Source organism: Acinetobacter sp. YH12040 (genome assembly GCF_013420005.1).
Taxonomy (GTDB): domain Bacteria; phylum Pseudomonadota; class Gammaproteobacteria; order Pseudomonadales; family Moraxellaceae; genus Acinetobacter; species Acinetobacter amyesii.
The window spans coordinates 164,098-185,374 of record NZ_VOZB01000006.1 but is presented as its reverse complement, the minus strand read 5'-3'; the positions used below and the strand labels follow the sequence as shown (position 1 = coordinate 185,374).

Annotated in this window: 20 protein-coding genes and 1 tRNA gene; 12 read left to right on the top strand and 9 right to left on the bottom strand. The window is 39.7% G+C overall.

Annotation, left to right across the window (positions count from 1 at the left end; all coding sequences use genetic code 11):
* Positions 1-336: 336 nt before the first annotated feature.
* The 3 genes from cysS to FTT99_RS09050 all read left to right on the top strand — a co-directional run bounded on the left by cysS (position 337) and on the right by FTT99_RS09050 (position 4,623).
* Positions 337-1,758: a cysteine--tRNA ligase gene (cysS, locus tag FTT99_RS09060; RefSeq protein WP_180129435.1), complete on the top strand. Its 1,422-nt coding sequence runs from the start codon at positions 337-339 to the stop codon at positions 1,756-1,758.
* 62 nt (positions 1,759-1,820) lie between these two features.
* Positions 1,821-1,896, top strand: a tRNA-Gly gene (locus FTT99_RS09055).
* Between the two features lie 627 nt (positions 1,897-2,523).
* On the top strand, positions 2,524-4,623 hold the full coding sequence (locus FTT99_RS09050; RefSeq protein WP_180129437.1) for a TonB-dependent siderophore receptor: 2,100 nt from the start codon (positions 2,524-2,526) through the stop codon (positions 4,621-4,623).
* Between the two features lie 88 nt (positions 4,624-4,711).
* On the opposite strand, the gene FTT99_RS09045 is transcribed toward FTT99_RS09050, so the two are convergent.
* Positions 4,712-4,987, bottom strand: coding sequence for a hypothetical protein (locus FTT99_RS09045; protein WP_078193570.1), 276 nt, complete (start codon positions 4,985-4,987; stop codon positions 4,712-4,714).
* Between the two features lie 418 nt (positions 4,988-5,405).
* Here FTT99_RS09045 and FTT99_RS09040 point away from each other — a divergent pair, with 418 nt between their 5' ends.
* Positions 5,406-6,113 carry a glutamine amidotransferase gene (locus FTT99_RS09040; protein WP_180129438.1) on the top strand — a complete coding sequence of 236 codons (708 nt, stop codon included), beginning with the start codon at positions 5,406-5,408 and terminating at the stop codon, positions 6,111-6,113.
* 65 nt (positions 6,114-6,178) lie between these two features.
* On the top strand, positions 6,179-6,808 hold the full coding sequence (locus FTT99_RS09035) for a LysE family transporter (protein ID WP_180129439.1): 630 nt from the start codon (positions 6,179-6,181) through the stop codon (positions 6,806-6,808).
* An 81-nt stretch (positions 6,809-6,889) separates the two neighbouring features.
* Here FTT99_RS09035 and FTT99_RS09030 read toward each other — a convergent pair whose 3' ends face one another.
* Positions 6,890-7,486: a YceI family protein gene (locus tag FTT99_RS09030; protein ID WP_078188771.1), complete on the bottom strand. Its 597-nt coding sequence runs from the start codon at positions 7,484-7,486 to the stop codon at positions 6,890-6,892.
* A 292-nt stretch (positions 7,487-7,778) separates the two neighbouring features.
* On the opposite strand from FTT99_RS09030, the gene FTT99_RS16485 reads away from it, so the two are divergent.
* The gene (locus tag FTT99_RS16485; protein ID WP_257229245.1) at positions 7,779-8,294 is read left to right on the top strand and encodes a nuclear transport factor 2 family protein; all 516 of its coding nucleotides are present in this window, start codon (positions 7,779-7,781) and stop codon (positions 8,292-8,294) included.
* Between the two features lie 52 nt (positions 8,295-8,346).
* Here the strand turns inward: FTT99_RS16485 and FTT99_RS09020 are convergent, their stop codons facing one another.
* From FTT99_RS09020 to FTT99_RS09005, 4 genes are all read right to left on the bottom strand, one after another.
* A complete protein-coding gene (locus tag FTT99_RS09020) occupies positions 8,347-8,790 on the bottom strand; it encodes a GNAT family N-acetyltransferase (RefSeq protein WP_180129440.1) in 444 nt (147 codons plus the stop codon).
* Positions 8,791-8,976: 186 nt separating this feature from the next.
* Positions 8,977-9,192, bottom strand: coding sequence for a hypothetical protein (locus FTT99_RS09015; RefSeq protein ID WP_078188774.1), 216 nt, complete (start codon positions 9,190-9,192; stop codon positions 8,977-8,979).
* Between the two features lie 183 nt (positions 9,193-9,375).
* The gene (gene tkt, locus FTT99_RS09010) at positions 9,376-11,364 is read right to left on the bottom strand and encodes a transketolase (protein WP_180129442.1); all 1,989 of its coding nucleotides are present in this window, start codon (positions 11,362-11,364) and stop codon (positions 9,376-9,378) included.
* A 462-nt stretch (positions 11,365-11,826) separates the two neighbouring features.
* The gene (locus tag FTT99_RS09005; protein ID WP_180102643.1) at positions 11,827-12,252 is read right to left on the bottom strand and encodes a pilin; all 426 of its coding nucleotides are present in this window, start codon (positions 12,250-12,252) and stop codon (positions 11,827-11,829) included.
* 445 nt (positions 12,253-12,697) lie between these two features.
* Here FTT99_RS09005 and metK point away from each other — a divergent pair, with 445 nt between their 5' ends.
* The 5 genes from metK to FTT99_RS08980 all read left to right on the top strand — a co-directional run bounded on the left by metK (position 12,698) and on the right by FTT99_RS08980 (position 17,164).
* A complete protein-coding gene (gene metK / locus FTT99_RS09000; RefSeq protein ID WP_078188779.1) occupies positions 12,698-13,864 on the top strand; it encodes a methionine adenosyltransferase in 1,167 nt (388 codons plus the stop codon).
* Positions 13,865-14,033: 169 nt separating this feature from the next.
* Positions 14,034-14,474: an SMI1/KNR4 family protein gene (locus FTT99_RS08995; RefSeq protein WP_180102644.1), complete on the top strand. Its 441-nt coding sequence runs from the start codon at positions 14,034-14,036 to the stop codon at positions 14,472-14,474.
* 151 nt (positions 14,475-14,625) lie between these two features.
* Positions 14,626-14,970: a hypothetical protein gene (locus FTT99_RS08990; RefSeq protein ID WP_078193577.1), complete on the top strand. Its 345-nt coding sequence runs from the start codon at positions 14,626-14,628 to the stop codon at positions 14,968-14,970.
* A 145-nt stretch (positions 14,971-15,115) separates the two neighbouring features.
* Positions 15,116-15,817, top strand: a complete 702-nt coding sequence (locus tag FTT99_RS08985) for a VIT family protein (protein ID WP_180094277.1) — start codon at positions 15,116-15,118, stop codon at positions 15,815-15,817.
* 135 nt (positions 15,818-15,952) lie between these two features.
* Entirely contained in the window at positions 15,953-17,164 is a 1,212-nt protein-coding gene (locus FTT99_RS08980; RefSeq protein ID WP_180129443.1) for a YeeE/YedE family protein, read from the top strand.
* Between the two features lie 38 nt (positions 17,165-17,202).
* Here the strand turns inward: FTT99_RS08980 and FTT99_RS08975 are convergent, their stop codons facing one another.
* The 3 genes from FTT99_RS08975 to FTT99_RS08965 all read right to left on the bottom strand — a co-directional run bounded on the left by FTT99_RS08975 (position 17,203) and on the right by FTT99_RS08965 (position 19,838).
* A complete protein-coding gene (locus FTT99_RS08975) occupies positions 17,203-17,724 on the bottom strand; it encodes a hypothetical protein (RefSeq protein ID WP_180040071.1) in 522 nt (173 codons plus the stop codon).
* Positions 17,725-17,789: 65 nt separating this feature from the next.
* Positions 17,790-18,569, bottom strand: coding sequence for a TIGR03915 family putative DNA repair protein (locus tag FTT99_RS08970; RefSeq protein ID WP_180084275.1), 780 nt, complete (start codon positions 18,567-18,569; stop codon positions 17,790-17,792).
* 9 nt (positions 18,570-18,578) lie between these two features.
* The gene (locus FTT99_RS08965; RefSeq protein WP_078193581.1) at positions 18,579-19,838 is read right to left on the bottom strand and encodes a putative DNA modification/repair radical SAM protein; all 1,260 of its coding nucleotides are present in this window, start codon (positions 19,836-19,838) and stop codon (positions 18,579-18,581) included.
* A 213-nt stretch (positions 19,839-20,051) separates the two neighbouring features.
* Here FTT99_RS08965 and FTT99_RS08960 point away from each other — a divergent pair, with 213 nt between their 5' ends.
* The gene (locus FTT99_RS08960; protein ID WP_111883795.1) at positions 20,052-21,095 is read left to right on the top strand and encodes a nitronate monooxygenase family protein; all 1,044 of its coding nucleotides are present in this window, start codon (positions 20,052-20,054) and stop codon (positions 21,093-21,095) included.
* The last annotated feature ends 182 nt before the right edge of the window (positions 21,096-21,277 follow it).

The window sequence follows — 21,277 nt, the reverse complement described above, 5'->3', positions numbered from 1 at the left end:
GTTATACCTTAAGCCGTGAGAGGTGCGCTCTCACTTTCAAAATAAAAAATTTTCACAATTTTATCATATCTATGCAAATAGCACGTTTCCAAATGTATAAGAATTCATGAATTATGCAGAAAAGATGCATTTCTTCTTTTTTATCTTAGGAACAGATAAATTGAATTCAGCACTCGAATGAGATTCAGACCGAATCCAATTAACCTTCTACGCTATTTTTAGCAACGCAAAGACATCAAGCATTAAAAAATATCTGCTTTTTTGGGTTTTAACTTTATGAATAAAAATGCTTAGGTTAAGATGAGCCATCTTTTGGTAGAAACAATTTGAAGACCTATGCAACCTTTTGTTCTATATAACTCAGAGCAACGTAAAAAAGTAGAATTCGTACCTCGTAAAGAAGGACATATCGACATGTATGTCTGTGGAATGACCGTGTATGACTACTGTCATATTGGTCATGCTCGAGTTATGGTTGCATTCGACTACATTATCCGTTTCCTGCGCAGTCAGGGCTGGAACGTTAAATACGTTCGCAACATTACCGATATTGACGACAAAATCATTGCCCGTGCCAATGAAAATGGCGAAAGCATTACTGCTTTAACCGATCGCTTTATCAAGGCCATGAACGAAGATGCTGTCAATTTAGGTTGTACAGCACCTGATGAAGCACCACGTGCAACAGACTATATCGATCAAATGCAGAATATGATTGGTAACTTAGTCAACAAAGGTACAGCATATCCATCTGCAAATGGCGATGTTTATTTTGAAGTTGAAAAGTTTGCCAAATATGGTCGTCTTTCGGGTCGTAAACTTGACGATATGCAGGCTGGTGCTTCTGAACGCGTTGATGTAGAAGTAGAAAAGAAACATCCTTTTGACTTCGTGCTTTGGAAACATGCCAAAGAAAATGAACCTTCTTGGGCTTCGCCTTGGGGCAATGGCCGTCCGGGCTGGCATATTGAATGTTCAGCGATGTCGACCTGCTGCTTAGGTAACCATTTTGATATTCATGGTGGCGGTTCAGACTTAACTTTCCCGCATCATGAAAATGAAATTGCGCAATCTGAGGCATCTACTGGCGAACAGTATGTTAATTACTGGATGCATGTCGGCTTTATTAATGTCGATGGCGAAAAAATGTCGAAGTCTTTAGGTAACTTCTTCACTATTCGTGATGTGATGGATAAATTCCACCCTGAAGTGATTCGCTTCTTTATTGTGTCATCACATTACCGTAGCCCAGTAAACTTCTCTGACACTGCTTTAAAAGAAGCGAAAAATACCCTTTCCCGTTTCTATCATTCATTTAAAGCTTATCAGCAAGTCTATGGTGAAAAAACCGTAGAAACTTTGGATGATGCTTTAGTTGAGCGCTTTAATGCCGCTATGCGTGATGATTTCAACACCGCAGAAGCAATTGCGGTATTGTTTGAAGTCAACAAAGAATTGAACCGTGCCGTAAAAGATGAAAATGCTGAACAAGCGGCTGTGTATTATTCGACATTGCGTCACTTGACCAATATTTTAGGTTTGGTTCAGCACAATGTTGATGAATTTTTAAAATCAGATATTGGTCAAGAAGCACTAGGTCTCTCTGAAGAGCAAATTGAAGATTTAATTCAACAACGTAAAGATGCGAAAAAAGCCAAAGAATTTGCCAAAGCAGATGACATTCGTCAATCTTTGTTAGATCAAGGGATTGTTCTTGAAGATACTCGTCAAGGCACTATTTGGCGCCGTGCTGATTAATTAAGCAAACAGAAGCATAGAGAGTTGACAGTTGTGTGAAATTCACTATAATTCACCTCATTGCGGGAATAGCTCAGTTGGTAGAGCATAACCTTGCCAAGGTTGGGGTCGGGAGTTCGAGTCTCCTTTCCCGCTCCAGAATACGAAAAACCCTCATCGAAAGATGAGGGTTTTTTTATGTCTAAATTTTTCTTCAAAGGCTTATTTTTAGATTTATTTACTCATGTTATGCACATGAAAGCCATTTCGCATTTTTAAAATAATATTTAAATCTATTCGACGAAGTCTTACATTTATGGATTAAATACAGGGATTAGCTTTCGGCTGGAAGCACTCTTACGAAACGTTGTTTCTCACTCGGGAAAATGAGATGCGAAGCTTCGCAAGGAAACCATCTTGCGGCGCAATGCACCTCACAGACAAAACTCGTTCACTACCGTCAAATTATTCAAAGTATTAAAAAACATTTTGATTAGAAGTCGTCCTGTCTCAAACAATTGCGGATGACATTACCGCGTATCTTTATTATTTGAAGCAAAGTACGCTTCTGATATTACTGCGTAACATCTGTTATTTATTATATTGTAGCGACGTTAATAGGCCTTAATTTCTCCCTAACGAATAAGGCTGCCCCTATTGCCACACGACCTCTCACCCACCTGTTAAAAAATAATCAGATGAAATGCTCATCTTGGTTATTTTCCTCAATTTTTCTCCATAATTTTCCATTATTCTTTGCCAAAATTACATTTGGACAACCAAATAATGTACGGCGCGCACACCACACTCAAACTGACCAGCTTAAGTTACGCATTACTTACGATCTCAACATCAATTTGGGCCGCAGATACTGTTCAAAATCCCCAAGAATCTGCAGCAGTTCAGCAAATGGAAGCTTTAACATTTGAAGTTCCAACAGCAAGCACTAAGCCCAAAGACCCAGATATCAGTGCTGTCGCAAAAACCATCATAAGCCGTGATGAAATGTTGAAATTTGGCGATCAGTCCATCAATGATGCGCTGCGTCGTGCTGCAGGGTTTCAACTCCCCGGTGCTGGCAGTGGTCCACGTGGTGGTGCAGGTACTGGCGGCATGCGTTTTCGTGGTGGTGGCGCACCCGTGTTCTTAATCAATGGTGAACCTGTACAAGGTGGTCCTCGTGGTGGCATGTCAGTTGTTGATAGCATTACACCGGAAATGATCGAACGCCTTGAAATCACCAAACAACCAAGTGTAGCTCAAGGCTCGGTTGCTTCACCTGCTGTCATTAATATTATTTTAAAAGAACCATTGAATGGCACGCGTTTGAGTGGTTCTGTACGTGCTGGTTATGGTCTAACAAAGTCAAATACACGTGAAGAAGAACGCACTAATTTAAACTTTCAAATGGATGGTCGTTCAGACCCTTGGATCTATAGTTTATCTGGGAGCCAAATGTGGAATGATTCAGATACGCTCATCCGTACACAAGATGCAACAGGAACGAAAACTCAAAAACGCATCACCAATCGTACGTCGCAAATGCTGACCCCACGTGTTGAATATCAACTTGATGATCAACAAAAACTGGTCGCTGAAATGTTTTATCGCAACAATGAAAGCGAAGGCACAAGTGGCTCCCAAGTCCAAAAAGATAAAAATGACAGTATTCGACTCAACACACGATATGAGCGTAAAGACCAAGGTAATTCCGACAAAATTCGCTTATCAATTGAGCAGCAAAATGAAACAGAATTAACAGAGTATAGAGATTCCCAATCATATATTGATGAAAAAATTAATGAATATGGTTTAGGCTACGACGGTGTCCGAAAGTTCGATTCAAAACGCCAAATAAAATTTGGTACCGACCTACGAAGCAATGAACTTGAAAGCAATATTGCAGAGACCTTAGATGAACAATTGTATGCTGCTTATGTTGAAGGAAGTTGGAAATATACGCCGCGCCAAACCTTAACTTTAGGTGTACGCCAAGAGTGGATTGATCGTTCAGGTTTAGTGGATTATCAAGATCAGCATTTAAGTCCTGTATTAGCACACCGTTTTGACTTTAATGACCAATGGTCACTTCAAACCAATTTGAGTCAGGCTTTTAAAAACCCACGTAGCAATCAATTAATGCCGACGGTTTCAGTTTCTACAGATAGCGATGCAGGGACACTAAACAACCCTGATCGTGGTGGTAATCCTGACCTAAGACCTGAAACTATTAATGCTTACGAAACAACCTTAGGCTATAACACCCCTGCTGGCGGTGTAAATATCACTGCCTATTATCGAGAAATTAATGACTATATCGAAAAATCGATCCTGTCAGAAAATGCTACAGGCGGTCGTTGTGAAACAGGAAATACCGATTGCCGTTTTGTCGAACGTCCTTATAACCAAGACAGTGCAACCACCTATGGTGTGGAAATTTCTGGACGCTATGCACTGAAGCAAACGGAGAATGGCCATTCATTTATGTTGAATGCTCAACTTTCAACTGTACGTGCAAAAATTGAAGAAACTGACGGCTCTGACCGTTTGGCAAGTGATGTTGCACCTTATACCGCAAGTGCTGGTTTATCTTATAACTATCAACCGTGGCGTATTGCAACAAGTGTGAACCTCAATTATACCCCTGAATATACACGTGCGCTGAGTAACGAACCGTACAATCGCACCAGCAATGAACGTGTCAACATGGATGTGAGTTTTACTAAACGCTTTGATCAAAATTGGTCTGCATCGGTCAATGCACGTAATATTCTCAGCTCAGATTATAAAGAAGTGTTAAAAGAACAAAGTTCTGGTGCGCTATACCAATCTCGTATTAATGAAGCCATTCCAAGCTTTATGTTTACCTTAGAAAAGAAATTCTAAACCGTTTCTAAGGGACTGCTAAGAAATTCAAAATAAAAAACCGATACGAGCAACGTATCGGTTTTTTTTATGCGTACACGACCGCAAACTAGCGCTCAATTGCCTTCAACATTTTCGCAATTTTTAGGGTATGTTCCTTCTGCCCTTTTTTCTCTAAGACCTTTTGCTCAACCCACCATAAATATTCAAAAATTTCTGATTCACTTGAATCCTCTTGAATTAATTTAAAAATATTGGGCAAATAATCATCATATTCATCACGTAAAGCAGGAATACGGCGAATCCCTAACGGGTCCCATTCCTTCAATAAAATTTTATGTATCGCATGCAAGAGACTGGCATCTCGATTATGTTTTGACTGCATACAAGTTCCCTGGCTTATATTTTTTTACTTTTAAAATCAGTTATCTAATTATGTGATGATATTAAAAGAAAAATGAACTGTTGTTTGTCGAAGATTTCATCATACGCATCTCTAAACGCTTTTCCATTGGTTTTTCATCTTTTTTTTATAGCAAACCAAAGCTTTATCAAAATTTCATGCACTTTTTCTCATAAATTTTACCAATAAAGCCTTTCGGGAATCCCCTAATTCACAATACAAAGGTTTTAAATGCTAAGTTCAACGATCGAACCTAATCATTCAAAGAAAAAAAAATATGCTTCAGCCAACTTCTATATTTATCTCTTTTCGCAATTGTGAAAAATTTACAGTTTTCCTTTTTAATCTCCGACAATTCAAGCTACATTCTATTTTGAAATTTTAATCCTGAAAAATCCCTATGAGTACTGCATTAAACGAAACCATTTACGTCATTCAACACCTTGCATTTGAAGATTTGGGTTCATTGGAAGATGTATTTTATCAACTGGGTTATCGGGTGAGATACTTCGAAGCTGGTGTCGATGACCTCAGTAAAGCTATGCAACATACAGGGCTTACCATCATTTTGGGCGGCCCGATCGGAGTTTATGAAACTAATGACTACCCTTTCCTACAAAAAGAACTAGACTTACTTAAAGTACGTTTAGAGAGTAATTTACCGACTTTAGGCATTTGCTTAGGTGCTCAGCTAATTGCGCATGCATTGGGAGCGAAAGTTTATGCAGGTCATAGCAAAGAAATCGGTTGGAGTGTCTTAGAGCTTGATGCCATTACTAACAATATTTTAGCGCCATTAGATCAAGTGCCTGTACTGCATTGGCATGGTGATACCTTTGATTTACCTGTAAATGCACAGTTACTCGCCAGCTCAGCAATTTATCCAAATCAAGCGTTTAGCTATGGGCCCAATATTCTAGCTCTACAGTTTCATATTGAAGCAGAAACACAGGCCATGGAAAAATGGCTAATTGGGCATACATGTGAACTGCATAAAGCACAAATTAACATCCCAAATTTACGCATGGAAAGCCAACAACATGCACCTCATTTAGAACGTGTTGCTCCCCTTATTTTGCAACAATTCTTACAACAGCTTGAGCTTTAAAACAGCTATTAATTTAAAACTAAATGGCTTATAACGGTTACACTTTAAACGTATAAGCCATTAGAATGACTCCCTTACTCAGCATTGCGCTCATCCACTTTTTTGCTCTCATCAGCCCAGGCCCAGACTTCTTTTTTGTCACTCAAAGTGCTATTCGACAATCCAGATCACATGCATTACTTGCCGCATTAGGTATATCACTCAGTATTTTAGTTTGGTCAATTTGTGCAATAAGTGGCTTACATTTTCTATTTCAAAAAATGGCTTGGTTACAACAATGCCTCATGATTTTGGGTGGCTTATATCTTTTATATTTAGGCACTCAGTTATTAAAGTCCACTTGGAGTAAAGACCTCCGCACAATAACAAGACCAACCGAGCAAGCCGTACAGAAAAAAACGCCTTTGACGCTATTATTCCAAGGTTTCTTGACCAATATGGCCAATCCAAAAGCATTGGTTTATTTCAGTAGTGTATTTTCCATTGGGATCAGTGCAAAGGTCAGTATTTTTGATCAAAGCTCTTTATTGGCTTTAGTCTTTATTGAAAGTTTGATTTGGTTTGCATTGGTTGCGGTCTTATTCTCAGCACCTAAAATGACTCAATACTATCAAAAATTTAGAAAAAAAATTGACGCCATTACCGGTGGAATTTTCATCAGTTTTGGCTGCCTATTGCTGCTCAATCGCGATTGACCACTCATCAAATACTCATCTACGAGACATAAAAAAGCACCCAAATGGGTGCTTTCCTAACTTAGCTGAGGGAGCTAAATCTTATTTCGCTGCTGCCTTTGCTGTAGACACAGCGGCTTCAGTCGTAATATTTACCGTAATTTTGTCGCCTACATTTGGTACATATGCACCTACACCAAATGCTGAACGATCAAAAGAAGTCGTTGCATTAAAACCAATCGTTTCCGCCTTAGTCATTGGGTGAACGGCTTGCTTGTTCAATACAGCATCCAATACCACTGGTTTAGTCACATTTTTAACTGTTAAATCACCCGTGATTTTGTATTTAGTTTTGCTGATCGCTTGAACTTTTGTACTTTTAAACGTGATATTTGGATATTTTTCAGCATCAAAGAAATCAGCTGTTTTTAAATGATCATCTAATGCTTTGACATTGGTATTTAAGCTCGATAATGGAATCGTCACATTCACAGACGAATTTGCAGGTTTTGCATTATCGACATTAATTGTCCCTTGAATGTCACTAAAGTTTGCAGAAGGCGTTGAGAAACCAAAATGATTCCAAGTAAATACTGTTGCTGTATGAGTAGGATCAATTTGATAGGCAACAGGTTTTGCCATAGAAATTGTTGTAACTGATGCTACCGCCAAACCGATTGTTAATGCTTTAAAGTTCATGTTTTTATCTCACTATTGAATACTATTAAGTCTATAGGTTTTTAGCCGTATTACAGCTTTAAAGATAAAACGTTTTGTTGCATGTTTAGAACGATAGTTTTGTAAAATCTGTAGCAGCATTTACAACCACTCTCAATTATTAATTTCCCATATATTTCAAATAATTAATAATTTAATTGATCCATGAGTTATTTATCCTAAATTTAGGAAACATCAACCTATCTGAGTCGTAGGTTTTCTAAACAAATCCACTTAAGATTTTTAGACATCATAAAAATCTGAGTACCCAAAAATGACAGAACAATCGCTGGCTATTGAAAAAGCCTTAAAGACTAAAACTCCCAAAGATGTCGTGTTGGCATTTCTTATGAATACTTCAAAAGAACTCGTCGAAAATGCAACTCAGCTACTGGTAGCTGAAGACGCAGCGTATGTTTCCCTAAACTTCAGCAACCCAGAACTGAAACAAATTGAGCCGTGGGCTGGGTCTGGCACAGGCAGAGCCATCTATATTTATACCTTTGCCAACGTCGGGACCTACTGGAATATCGACGACTTTCAAATCACGGATATGATCGCTGAAGATGAAACTGTAGCTGTATTTGGTCAATTCACCTACACCTCAGTGTATGCAAAAAATACTTTCACCTCGCCTTTTTCAATTAAAGCCAAAGTTCAAAACGGTTTAATCAGCTTTTTCCAATTTATGGAAGATACCTATGCCTCAGCATCATCATTCCGCGTAGGTGGAGAATGGATCATTCAGCAAGATGCAGACCCGATTAAAAACTTTAAAGTTTCAGCTTAATACTGAGATGCGCAAAAGCTGCTGTTGATTTGGAATAGCTTTTTACATTGAGTTAATGACAGCGGTATTGGATAAATCCGGTTTTTCTCGCGATTTGATCATACAGCTTTTGCGCAGTTTCATTGTCCTGATGCGTAAGCCAATACACACGGTCACACTGCCGCTGATCACAATATTCTTTCACTTTCGCGATCAGCGCCTTGCCAACACCCTGCCCGCGATATTCTTCAAGCGTATATAAATCTTGCAAATAGGCATAAGGCTGCAATGTCCAGCAGCTCTCATGTTCTATGACATGCACGATCCCAACCACTTGTTGATCAATCACAGCTGCAAAGCCATACATATGTTCGCAATCAGCAGCATGTAACCTCTGCCACGTTCGCTCGGTCACTGCATCCGCCAACTGACTTTTATAAAATTTCAAATACAGCTCCCAAATCGGCTGCCATTGGTTTTTTGATATTTCTGTTAAATTTTTAATCTGTATTTGCACGTTTGATGTCTTTTTAAATGATCACTGGATTTTTATAACTGAAATAAAGCTTTTTGTGTTGAAAACACTGTATTTTATGCGCTCTTTTTAAACATGATGAGTCTTGAAAGAATGTTTTCTTATCTGTTTTATAAATACAATAGACAAATAAAAAGCCCGAAGATTCGGACTTTTTAACCATTCAGCTTATAGCTTTTCAACCAAGATCCGATCTACCTGCTTTAAACCTGTATGCTTTTCATGGTTCTTACGGCGAATCTTAATCACTTTGTCTTCTTGCAAATCTTGCAACATCAACTCTACTGCAACCATGGCTTCAAGCTCTAAGTCTGTGCCAATCCATTTCTGTTCACCAGCATCCATCAGTACAATTTCATCATTTATCTGATCGTAAAGGCTCATCGTTTCCTCACTTGGGGCAACATTGCACCCGTGGCTGAATACTGCATGAATGAATTAATTTTAAACCAATGCTTTAATTCATTCGTTACAAATCGTTATTTCACAATTAAAAAATATATTTAGTCTCTGCAATAAAAAACGCCCCTTCTCTGGGGCGTCTTTTTTACGGTTAATCTTTATAAATTAAGCGGTAATTTCTTTCACAGCAGCAACAACAGCATCAGCAGTAATACCAAAGTGTTGATACAAGTCTTTTGCTGGAGCTGATTCACCGTAAGTCGTCATACCGATTACACGGCCATCAAGACCTACAAATTTCCACCAGTAGTCTACATGCGCAGCTTCAACAGCAACACGCGCACGGACCGCAGCAGGAAGAACCGCTTCACGGTAAGCAGCATCTTGTTTTACGAATTCTTCAGCACATGGCATAGAAACAACACGTACACCTTCAAGCTGTGCATAAGCATCCATTGCCAATGAAACTTCTGAACCAGTCGCAATGATGATTGCTTTCAATTCGCCTTTTTCTTTTGCAAGTACATAACCGCCTTTCGCAACATCAGCAATTTGATCTGCTGTACGTGTTTGGAATGGCAAGTTTTGACGAGAGAAGATTAACGCTGTAGGGCCTTCTGAACGAAGTAGCGCAGATTTCCAAGAAATAGACGCTTCTACAGTGTCACATGGACGCCAAGTATTTAGGTTTGGTGTACCACGTAAAGATGCAATTTGCTCTACAGGTTGGTGTGTAGGACCATCTTCACCTAGACCAATTGAGTCATGGGTATACACATGAATTACACGCTGTTTCATCAATGCAGACATACGTACTGCATTACGCGCATATTCCATAAACATCAGGAATGTTGCTACATAAGGAACGAAACCGCCATGAAGTGCAACACCGTTAGCAATCGCAGTCATACCGAATTCACGTACGCCGTAATGAACGTAGTTACCCGCTGGGTTAGATTCAACGCCTTCTGCGCCTTTCCATAAAGTCAGGTTAGAGCCTGCAAGGTCAGCAGAACCACCTAGAATTTCTGGAAGCTGTGGTGCAAATGCTTGAATGGCATTTTGGCTAGCTTTACGAGTAGCGATTGTTTCAGCTTTAGCATTTACTTCAGCAATATAAGCATCCGCTTTTGCTGCGAAGTCAGCAGGAAGGTCACCAGAAAGACGACGTTTTAGTTCAGCTGCTTCTGCTGGATATTTAGCAGCATAAGCAGCAAATGTGTCGTTCCAAGCAGATTCAGAAGCAGTACCTTTGGCTTTTGCATCCCAAGCTGCATAAACATCAGCAGGAATTTCAAATGGACCTTCAGTCCAGCCTAAAGCTTCACGAGTCAATGCAATTTCGTCATTACCTAATGGCGCACCGTGGCAATCTTCTTTACCTTGTTTGTTTGGCGAACCTAAACCAATAATGGTTTTACAGATAATTAATGTCGGTTTTGCAGTTTCAGCTTTTGCTTCAACAGTCGCCGCACGGATTGCGTCTGCATCATGGCCGTCAACTTTCAGTACTTGCCAGCCGTATGCAAGGAAACGCTGTTCTGTATCATCAGAGAACCAGCCTTCTACTTCACCGTCAATCGAGATGCCGTTGTCATCGTAGTAAACAACTAATTTACCTAGACCCAAAGTACCAGCCAATGAACATGCTTCGTGAGAAACACCTTCCATTAAACAGCCATCACCTAAGAAACAGTAAGTGTTGTGATCTACAACTGTGATGTCTTCTTTGTTGAATTGAGCCGCTAAAGTTTTTTCAGCAAGTGCAAAACCTACAGCGTTCGCAATACCTTGACCCAATGGACCTGTCGTTGTTTCGATACCCGGTGCATAGCCCAATTCTGGGTGACCTGGCGTTTTAGAATGCAATTGACGGAATGATTTCAAATCTTCAATAGACAGGTCATAACCTGTTAAGTGCAATAGCGCATATTGCAACATAGAGCCATGGCCGTTTGACAATACGAAACGGTCACGGTTTGCCCATTGTGGGTTTGCAGGGTTGTGGTTGAGGAATTCACGCCATACCACATCAGCAATATCTGCCATCCCCATTGGAGCACCTGGATGTCCTGAATTTGCTTTTTGCACAGCATCCATTGCCAATACACGAATTGCGTTTGCAATACGACGTTCGTTAAGCGGGGTTGTCATAGGTCAGAGTCCAAACAAATGGTTTAAAAGAGTAAGATGAATAAGAATTCAAAGATGCGCATATTGTCTTAAAAAAAGCGGAATGGGTAAAGCCTCAGGGGCAAATTTTCGCTAATTATTCCTGTACCACCTGTATTTTGGGCGCTTATTGCTCAATTTCAAGCCCATGCATGTCGTTTATTTTGTATACAGTGATCCTTTTATATGGCGAATCAATGACAGCGCAATGCATATTTAGAGTTTTGTAAAGAAAGCAAATGCTTTATAACTGATAAAAGTCCGATACATCGAATGGAAATCGTGAATAAAATAGCAGCCAAAGCCGATCCAGATAAATAGCCAATAGAAATATGAAATATATTCAATAAAGAAACCTATGAATGTTTGTGAAACTCTAAGAGCATACTCATCCCTGTGAAATCAGCACTAATCCAATATACTCACGGTTTCACATTCAATACTTTAGATCCCACGACATGTAGCAGGTAAATTTCGCTGCGAAATATCATCCGAATGACAATTCCAAGCACCATTTAAACCATCTGGAATACTAAAATAGATCTGCTTTGAGCGAAGAGCAAAATTGACATCTGTTGATTTAAACGTAAAAACCACTGAACACGTTCCTGCCACATCAGTAATTTCACTACTCGCAATATATTTGGTACTGATACTTTTATTCAGCGCTGTATTCAAATCTATGCAACTTTGTTCTGCTGAATAATTTTCAATCAGTTTCAATTTATAGGATGAAATCATTGTTAAAACTTCAGCCACTTGCGCTCGAGCGACATAGCCATTGTAAGATACAGTAGCAATTGCAGCCAAAATGCCGATAATTGCCACTACCATCATGATTTCAATGAGTGTAAAACCAGACTGTTTCATTACGTTTCCCCATTCAACGTAATGACAAATAGGCAATTTGCGTACCAAGTCTCAAAATCCCACACTTATTGTGTTTTATTTTTTCAAATTAAACGAATAATTGTCGTTTACAGTCATATTCTGGCAGTTCATGACATTCATTATTGATAAATCTCAGGATATTGATTTGATTTTTTCTTATAATTAATTCACTTAAAATGCCACTTTAGGCATTTTAACGCCTAATCACATTGTTGCTTGTGCCAAAACAAAATATCTCAGTTTTATCTCATCATAAAAAATTAAATTGAGAAATCCATTGCTCATATCAATTTTTTAGATGCCTATATCAATTAAAAAGTCATTGAAATGAATTAATTTCATCCAATTTGGTCATGTTAAGCTAGTCCTAAACGCTTTCTCGATGTAACATATTGCGTCTTTAAATTTAACTGTGATAGGACTTATGCGCGAGTACGCTGTATTTACCTCGGAATCTGTAAGCGAAGGCCATCCGGATAAAATGGCTGACCAAATCAGTGATGCTATTTTGGATGCAATCTTAAAAGAAGACCCATATGCACGGGTTGCTTGTGAAACGCTTGTAAAAACGGGTGCGGTTGTACTTGCCGGTGAAATCACAACAACTGCAAATGTTGACTTTGAAGCGATTGTTCGTAATACCGTAAATGGTATCGGATATCATCATTCAGATCTTGGCTTTGATGGCTCAACTTGTGCCGTGATCAACATGATCGGTAAACAATCACCTGAAATTGCTCAAGGTGTAGACCGTCAAAAACCTGAAGATCAAGGTGCAGGCGACCAAGGTTTAATGTTTGGATATGCAAGCCGTGAAACTGATGTGCTTATGCCAGCACCTATTTCATATGCGCATCGCTTAATGGAAAAACAAGCTGAACTACGTAAACAAGGCAAACTTGCTTGGTTACGTCCTGATGCAAAAAGCCAAGTAACATTTGCTTATGAAAACGGCATGCCAGTTCGCTTAGACGCAGTTGTACTTTCGACTCAGCACGATCCAAAAATTACTCAAGCTCAATTGAAAGAAGCGGTAATTGAAGAAATCGTGAAAAAAGTGATTCCTGCTGAAATGTTCCATGCAGACACTAAATTCCACATCAACCCAACAGGTATGTTCGTGATTGGCGGCCCTGTAGGCGACTGTGGTTTAACAGGCCGTAAAATCATTGTAGATACTTACGGTGGTATGGCTCGTCACGGTGGTGGTGCGTTCTCTGGTAAAGATCCATCAAAAGTGGACCGTTCTGCTGCTTATGCAGGCCGTTATGTTGCTAAAAACATTGTGGCTGCTGGTCTAGCTGACAAATGTGAAATTCAAGTGTCTTATGCGATTGGTGTTGCAGAACCAACATCTATCTCGATCAACACATTCAATACTGCAAAAGTATCTGAAGATTTGATTATTGCACTTGTACGTGAACACTTTGACTTACGTCCATACGGTATTACTCGTATGTTGAACTTAATCCAACCGATGTACCAACAAACTGCTGCGTATGGTCACTTTGGTCGTGAAGGTTCTGATACCGCATTTACATGGGAAAAAACTGACAAAGTGGAAGCGCTTAAAGCATCTGCTGGTCTTTAATCTTAATAGATTAATTTCCCAAAAAAGCCTGCATTGATTGCAGGCTTTTTTATGGCCCGTATGTCCATAACTAAAACATCTAGGATAAAAATAACGAGTGTAAAAAATATTGACTAAAATTTACGCCTAGCTTATTCATAAAACACCAAAATAATTTAAGAACAACATCATGCCCTTTCCATTAGACTTAAAATTTATTACTGCAACTGAAGAACAATTAGGATTTAAGTTTCCAGAAAAATATAAAGTCAAAATGCAAATTGAAAATGGTGGCGAATTCGGCATTAGCTTTTCTAGCGCGGATGAATTTAAAGATGGTGATGACATCGAAGCATGGTGGCTTTTTCCCTTCCAAGACACCAGCGATGTGAAAAGAATAAAGCGTACGATGAATCATCTAGCCGCAGAACATCAATCCATCAGTGAAATTGAAGACTTCCCTGAAAACAGCATTGCTATTGCACATAACGGCGATGGCGATTATTTATTGATGCGTACGGTAGACGATACACAATTGGGGGAAGAAATATATTTATGGCGCCATGATGACAGTGAATTTATCTATCTACTTGTGACTTCAATTGAAGAATTATTTAGTCAAAACCCTTAACGTTATAAGCAGATATAAAGCCTTTTAAACTACAAAATAAGCTGGATAAAATTACACTAAATCAACAATTTTTGATCGATTTTTGAATATTTTTTCAGCTAATATAAATTCAGCCCATGCTACGGGCATAACAAAAAAAGGAAAGATCAAAATGAATAAATTACTTGTTGCTTTAGGTTTGGCTGCAACTGTTGCACTTGTTGGCTGTAATAAAGACAAAGCGCCAGAAACAGGTGCAACAACTGGTGAACACTTAGAAAACGCTGCTGACCAAGCAGGCCATGACATCGCAGATGCAACTTCAGATGCGGCAACTGCGACAGCGACTGCTGTTGATAATGCTGCAACTGCAACTGCGACAGCAGCCGAAAATGCTGCAGAAAATGCTGAAGCTGCTGCACACAATGCCAAAGAAGCAGCTAAAGACGCAACTGCTGCAACAGCAGGTGCTGTTGAACAAGGTGCAGCTGACGTGAAAGAAAAAGCGCAGCAATAAGCATTTTATAAAAAAAGCACCTTCGGGTGCTTTTTTACATCTGTATTTTATTCAACTTACTGTTTCAATCTATTTTTAACTTGAAATTTAACCGATGTCAGGTCAATCTTATGAGGTCATATAAATAACAAATTTAGAGAAAATAATGTCTTACTCACATCATGCCGAAAAACATTTTATGGAACGTACGGGTTGGCTACGTGCATCTGTACTCGGTGCAAATGATGGCATTATCTCCGTCACTAGTTTAATTATGGGCATGGCTGCAAGTGGTGCTTCTAGCCATACCTTACTCATTACATGCATTGCAGGACTCATCTCTGGTGCAACCTCTATGGCGGCTGGCGAATATATCTCTGTGAAATCTCAAGAAGACGTCGAAAAAGCAGATCTTCACATGGAGCATAAGGAACTACAAAAGAACCCTGAGCTAGAACTTAAAGAACTTACCCAAATTTATATTCAACGTGGTTTAGAACCACAACTGGCCCATGAAGTCGCAGTCCAATTGACGGCCCATGATGCACTAGAGGCCCATGCACGAGATGAAATTGGAATCCATGACAATACCGCAGCAAAACCCGTTCAAGCAGCACTCTCATCGGCTTTAGCATTTTCAATTGGCGCACTATTTCCGATGGTTGCGATCTTGATCAGTGCTGACATGCATATTGAAAAAACTGTTATGGCCGTTGGCGTGATTTCCCTAGCACTCCTCGGTGCTTTAGCCAGTTATGCAGCTGGCACTTCTATGTTGAAAGGCAGTCTACGTGTTGCGCTTTGGGGCATTGCAGCCATGCTTTTTTCTAGCTGGATTGGTTCTTTATTTAATGTAAATCCAGTTTAACGCTCGATTTATCAGTTTTTTATATATATTAAATCAATTATACACAGCAATTATTGTGTGATTTTTCAACAATATTCATTTTTACAATATATAAAAACCGTAAAATAGAGATACATTTTTTAAGCTTTTTTCTCCATGTCTGTTATTGCTGCGCCAGCCAATCGATCAAATGTATCGATTTGGGTGGCTTTTGTTTTATTAATTTTAGGTACCCTTGGTGCTTATCTCGTTGTAGGCGTTAACCAAGCATTGCTATTTTTAATTGGTGGTGCTTTGGGTATGACGCTTTATCATGCGTCTTTTGGTTTTACCTCGAGTTGGCGTGTATTCATTAAAGAACGTCGTGGTCGTGGCTTGCGTGCACAAATGATCATGTTGGCTTTGGCTGTACTGCTCTTCTTCCCAGCTTTAGGTGCGGGTGAACTATTTGGCAACCCAGTCAAAGGTAACGTTAATCCTGTTTCAATGTCCGTGATGATCGGTGCCTTTATTTTTGGTATTGGTATGCAACTTGGCGGCGGCTGTGCATCAGGCACTCTGTACACTGTGGGCGCAGGTAGCGCACGTATGATTGTAACGCTGATCTTCTTCTGTACAGGTTCACTGATTGCAACTTCACATATTCAATGGTGGTTTGACCTTCCCCACTTTGAGCCGATTTCTTTAGTCAAAAGCTTTGGTGTAGTCCCTGCACTGGCATTAAACTTTGTGCTCTTTATATTGATTGCCGCAGCAACAGTTTACTTTGAAAAGAAACGCCATGGTCAGCTTGAGGTTGAGCCGCAAGCAATGCAACACGGCTGGAAACGTTTTCTACGTGGACCATGGCCATTGGTTTGGGGCGGAATTATCCTAACTTTACTGAACTTTGCCACACTCGCACTTGCAGGCCGTCCTTGGGGCGTGACCTCTGCCTTAGCCGTTTGGGCCGCAAAATCAGCAAGTGTTATGGGGATTGATGTTGCATCTTGGGCATATTGGCAGCAACCTGCAAATGCCAAAGCACTCACCGAATCATTATGGTTTGATATCACGTCGATGATGAATTTCGGCATCATGCTCGGTGCCTTACTCGCAGCAAGCCTAGCTGGTAAATTTGCACCAAACTTTAATATCCCAAAACGTTCACTGCTAGCGGCTGTGATCGGTGGTTTGATGTTGGGTTACGGCGCACGTTTAGCATACGGCTGTAACATTGGTGCGTATTTCAGCGGTATTGCTTCAGGTAGTTTACACGGTTGGTTATGGTTAGTATTTGCCTTCATTGGGAACGGTATTGGCGTCAAACTACGTCCAATCTTCTTCCCTGGCGAACGTCCACAACCGGAAAAGTTAACAGGCTGCTAATTTCTGTAAATAAAAGCCCCTCATTGAGGGGCTTTTTTTTAATCTGCTAGTGCGGCTTTTAGATTACAACCATATTGCATGGTTTCTTGTGCCTGTTTATATGTGGTATAGCGGTTGATAATAAAATCATAAAATTGGTCTGCATTCGCAAATACCTGACTCAAATCTTCGTTTGCGGCATTTGGCAGTTTAACGTCTTTCACCAAGGCTAAGTTCACATGTCCGAGATGATACATTTCAGAAAAATAATGATTCATTACTTCGCAATAGGCAATTTTGGAGCTTTTTAAAGCGGTATTAGCAACAAAATGCTGATTTAAAGTTTTTAAGTTCTGAACATCTAAAGCGGATTGATCTGAAAAAGCCATACTTTCTACTTTTTTTAGTTGACTAAAATCGGCTGCTAGAGTTTGATTTAATTGTTCAAAGCGTTGTTGTAATCCCGCTGTATCGGCAACTTGATAACTTTTTGGATTGAATGTTTTCTTTTCTTGTTCATTTGCAGAACACGCCGTTAATGCCATTGTCGTCAGAATGGTCGTAACAAGAAATAATTTCATCAAAGTCTCACTTAAACAATCAAAAGCGCAATCATTATGCCCGAAATTCTTCAAATGATTTGAAATTAAATCGCTTTCTCATTCATATAACGCCAATAACGACGTGGCACATACTGCACATGTAATTTCATATTACGTCGGGCTTCAATATTGACACTTCTAAAATAATCTTTCCAAAGCTGATCATACAAAACCTCATCATCATCCAGTTCGATATTAAAGGATTGACTATGGCCTGATTGTATTTGCCTATCTATGGTTGTGGCATCCATATCCACTTGATGCACCTGTTTTAAATCATAATAAATGCCATAATTGCGTTTTTCATCGTAAATCAGCCAACGTTGATCTTGATAGCGTGATTTGAAATGCCGTTCGATCAAAGGCAATACATTGAAGTCAGGTGAGACTAAACTGATAAACAAGCCATCCTGACATTTTTTAAAGCGCACAAAAGCTTCCATTCGGTGCTTTTCACGCCCCACTTGCTTCGCCCACTGACTCATCCCTAATACATCAGCATGACCATAGTTTTTAGACACATCACGCTGTTGCTGGAACACATAAATCGCAAAATTAAAACAATGCTGAAAAGCCTGCTGCTGCTCGGATAAAAACGCATAATAAAACTGCTTCAAAGCACTTTCAGATGCTTTAAGCTTTAATCCTTGCCATACCCGCTGTGCTTGTTCATCGTGACTAGCCACATCAATGACTTCGGCGAAAAGACCTGCCTGCACTTGCCCATCTGTACAAATCTGAATGTCAAATTGCTTAAATTGAAAGGCCCGAAAAACACAACTTAACAATCCTGTCATCGTGCCATCAAAGACATAAATACTCACGACTGTATCCTAAAAACCGAAGTTCAATTGTGGAGAAATTTGCTGCGTATATTTCGACTGGCCACTTTGCAAAATCTGCTGTCTTATTTGATGAGGCTGTTGTTCACGAATAAATTTAGGTGAATCTTCACAGCGTATAAAATGTTGTGCTCTGTTGTAGGAAATACCCATACGTTTTAATTGGTCGATATGAATTTTACCAAAACGTCGTGCTTGAACAATTTTTTTAGCAGAACGCACACCGATGCCCGGCACACGTAAGATCATTTGATATTCAGCACGATTGATATCCACGGGAAATTGCTCGGGATGACGCAATGCCCACGCTAATTTAGGGTCAATATCCAATTCTAAATTTGGATGCTCTTCATCGACCAATTCCGTCGCTTCAAACCCATAAAAACGCATCAACCAATCACTTTGATACAGCCGATTTTCTCGTAATAAAGGTGGCGCAGACCCCACAGCTGGCAGCGCACGCTCCTCTTCATTAATTGGAATATAACCCGAGTAATACACACGCTTGAGCTTAAACTCTTTGTAATGACGGTCTGCCATCAGTATGACATCACGGTCAGACTCTTGATGTGCGCCCACCACCATTTGCGTCGTTTGTCCTGCGGGTACAAATTTGGGGACTGTACGTATTATTTTTCGTTCATCTTTGAATTGAATCAAACGATCTCGCACGATACCTAAGTCTTTTTGGACTTCGACATGACTTTTTTCAGGTGCAAATTTTTTTAAACCATCTTCTGTCGGCATTTCTAAATTAATGCTCATACGGTCGACATATAAACCTGCTTCGGTAATGATTTCCTGAGATGCCCCCGGAATGGTCTTCAGATGAATATAACCATTAAAATTTTCTTCTAAACGCAGTTTTTTTACCACCTGCAACATACGCTCCATGGTGTAATCCGCCGATTTAAAAATCCCCGAACTTAAAAATAGCCCCTCAATATAGTTCCGACGATAAAAATTCATAGTCAAATCGACCACTTCCTGTACCGTAAATGCTGCGCGCTTTACGTCGTTACTTCGACGGGACACACAATATGCGCAGTCAAAAATACAGACATTAGAAAATAGAATTTTTAATAACGAAACGCAGCGGCCATCTTCTGTATAGCTATGGCAAATACCGTTTCCAGTATTACCCAGACCTTTGTCTTTATTTTGACGCTTGCTACCACTCGAAGAACATGAGACATCATATTTGGCAGCATCGGCTAAAATTTGCAGTTTTTCACGGATACGTTCAGACATGGGAGAGTTTTAAAATTTAAAGTGAATACAGCACTATTTTAAAAGTATCCCCCTCAAAAGTCGGGTCATACATCATTAATACGACATGAGGTGTCGCTTAATTTTAAGTACAGCATTTTGTAGGCTCAAGACCATTTTGATAAGAAATAACGAATATTATTTGCTTAATTTCACTCGCTTGGGCAAAGTATTTAGAGTGATTGGAGTATGCACATGACTTTATTAGAAAAACTTGGCATCAAACACCCTATATTTCTTGCCCCAATGGCAGGTGTTTCTACACCTGAACTTGCTGCAGAAGTGTCAAATCAAGGTGGACTTGGTTCACTGGGTTTAGGTGCAAGCAGTGTTGAGAATGCACGTCAACAAATATTACAAACTCAAGAACTCACTGAACAACCTTTTCAGGTCAATTTTTTTTGTCATGACACAGTAGAACTCGATGAACAAGTTGCTGCCAAATGGATCATGCAATTTAAATCACGCTTTGCTCAATATAATGCAGAAGCTCCAGAAGCACTGAACTGTATTTATCCAAGCTTTAAAGATAATGACCATTTTCTAAACCTCTTACTGGAAACGCGCCCTAAAGCGGTAAGCTTCCATTTTGGTATTCCACATCCACATCAAATCCAAGCCTTGAAACAAGCGGGTATTTTGACTCTAGTTTCTGCAACCAACTTAGCAGAAGCTAAACTGATCGAAGCTGCAGGCATTGATATCGTGATTGCTCAAGGTATTGAAGCTGGTGGTCACCGTGGCATTTTCAATGAAAACTTTGATAGTAGCGTTAAGACACGTGACTTGGTTCAGCTCTTGAAACGCCATATTCAATGCCCCGTTGTTGCTGCTGGCGGCATTATGAATGGACATCAGGCCTATCAAATTATGGAGTTGGGTGCAGATGCTGTTCAATTGGGCACTGCTTTTGTGCAATGCAAAACATCAAATGCAAATGAAGCTTATCGCAAAGCATTATTTGATGCACCCATCACGCAGATTACATCAAGTATTTCAGGCCGCCCTGCTCGTGGCATTATCAATAACTGGCACACAGATATTGACACACCAACACGCCCGACCGTTCCGGCTTACCCATATAGCTATGATTTAGGCAAACAATTACATGCCGCTGCTAGCAAGCATGGTGTACATGAATATGGTGCTTTTTGGGCGGGAACCAATGTCTCTCAAATACGTGAATTGGAAGCACCTGACTTGATCAATCAATTGGTTTTAGAAATGCGCTTCAACTAAAACTCAGCTCTACGCGTCATTCAAACATGAATGCCTAAAAAAGCCCTCTAAAACGAGGGCTTTTTATATGTAATTTAGGCCATCATCGATGCACAATTCAAGAATTGTTTCAGATCATGTGAATCAAGTTAGTTAAATCTATTTCAAATAAATCCAGCTAATTTAAGTCGACCTACTTGGCA

Excerpts from the sequence above, each read along its gene's own strand:
- cysS (WP_180129435.1), top strand. The coding sequence starts at position 337 with ATGCAACCTTTTGTTCTATATAACTCAGAGCAACGTAAAAAAGTAGAA.
- FTT99_RS09050 (WP_180129437.1), top strand. The coding sequence starts at position 2,524 with ATGTACGGCGCGCACACCACACTCAAACTGACCAGCTTAAGTTACGCA.
- FTT99_RS09045 (WP_078193570.1), bottom strand. The coding sequence starts at position 4,987 with ATGCAGTCAAAACATAATCGAGATGCCAGTCTCTTGCATGCGATACAT.
- FTT99_RS09040 (WP_180129438.1), top strand. The coding sequence starts at position 5,406 with ATGAGTACTGCATTAAACGAAACCATTTACGTCATTCAACACCTTGCA.
- FTT99_RS09035 (WP_180129439.1), top strand. The coding sequence starts at position 6,179 with ATGACTCCCTTACTCAGCATTGCGCTCATCCACTTTTTTGCTCTCATC.
- FTT99_RS09030 (WP_078188771.1), bottom strand. The coding sequence starts at position 7,486 with ATGAACTTTAAAGCATTAACAATCGGTTTGGCGGTAGCATCAGTTACA.
- FTT99_RS16485 (WP_257229245.1), top strand. The coding sequence starts at position 7,779 with ATGACAGAACAATCGCTGGCTATTGAAAAAGCCTTAAAGACTAAAACT.
- FTT99_RS09015 (WP_078188774.1), bottom strand. The coding sequence starts at position 9,192 with ATGAGCCTTTACGATCAGATAAATGATGAAATTGTACTGATGGATGCT.
- tkt (WP_180129442.1), bottom strand. The coding sequence starts at position 11,364 with ATGACAACCCCGCTTAACGAACGTCGTATTGCAAACGCAATTCGTGTA.
- FTT99_RS09005 (WP_180102643.1), bottom strand. The coding sequence starts at position 12,252 with ATGAAACAGTCTGGTTTTACACTCATTGAAATCATGATGGTAGTGGCA.
- metK (WP_078188779.1), top strand. The coding sequence starts at position 12,698 with ATGCGCGAGTACGCTGTATTTACCTCGGAATCTGTAAGCGAAGGCCAT.
- FTT99_RS08995 (WP_180102644.1), top strand. The coding sequence starts at position 14,034 with ATGCCCTTTCCATTAGACTTAAAATTTATTACTGCAACTGAAGAACAA.
- FTT99_RS08990 (WP_078193577.1), top strand. The coding sequence starts at position 14,626 with ATGAATAAATTACTTGTTGCTTTAGGTTTGGCTGCAACTGTTGCACTT.
- FTT99_RS08985 (WP_180094277.1), top strand. The coding sequence starts at position 15,116 with ATGTCTTACTCACATCATGCCGAAAAACATTTTATGGAACGTACGGGT.
- FTT99_RS08980 (WP_180129443.1), top strand. The coding sequence starts at position 15,953 with ATGTCTGTTATTGCTGCGCCAGCCAATCGATCAAATGTATCGATTTGG.
- FTT99_RS08975 (WP_180040071.1), bottom strand. The coding sequence starts at position 17,724 with ATGAAATTATTTCTTGTTACGACCATTCTGACGACAATGGCATTAACG.
- FTT99_RS08965 (WP_078193581.1), bottom strand. The coding sequence starts at position 19,838 with ATGTCTGAACGTATCCGTGAAAAACTGCAAATTTTAGCCGATGCTGCC.
- FTT99_RS08960 (WP_111883795.1), top strand. The coding sequence starts at position 20,052 with ATGACTTTATTAGAAAAACTTGGCATCAAACACCCTATATTTCTTGCC.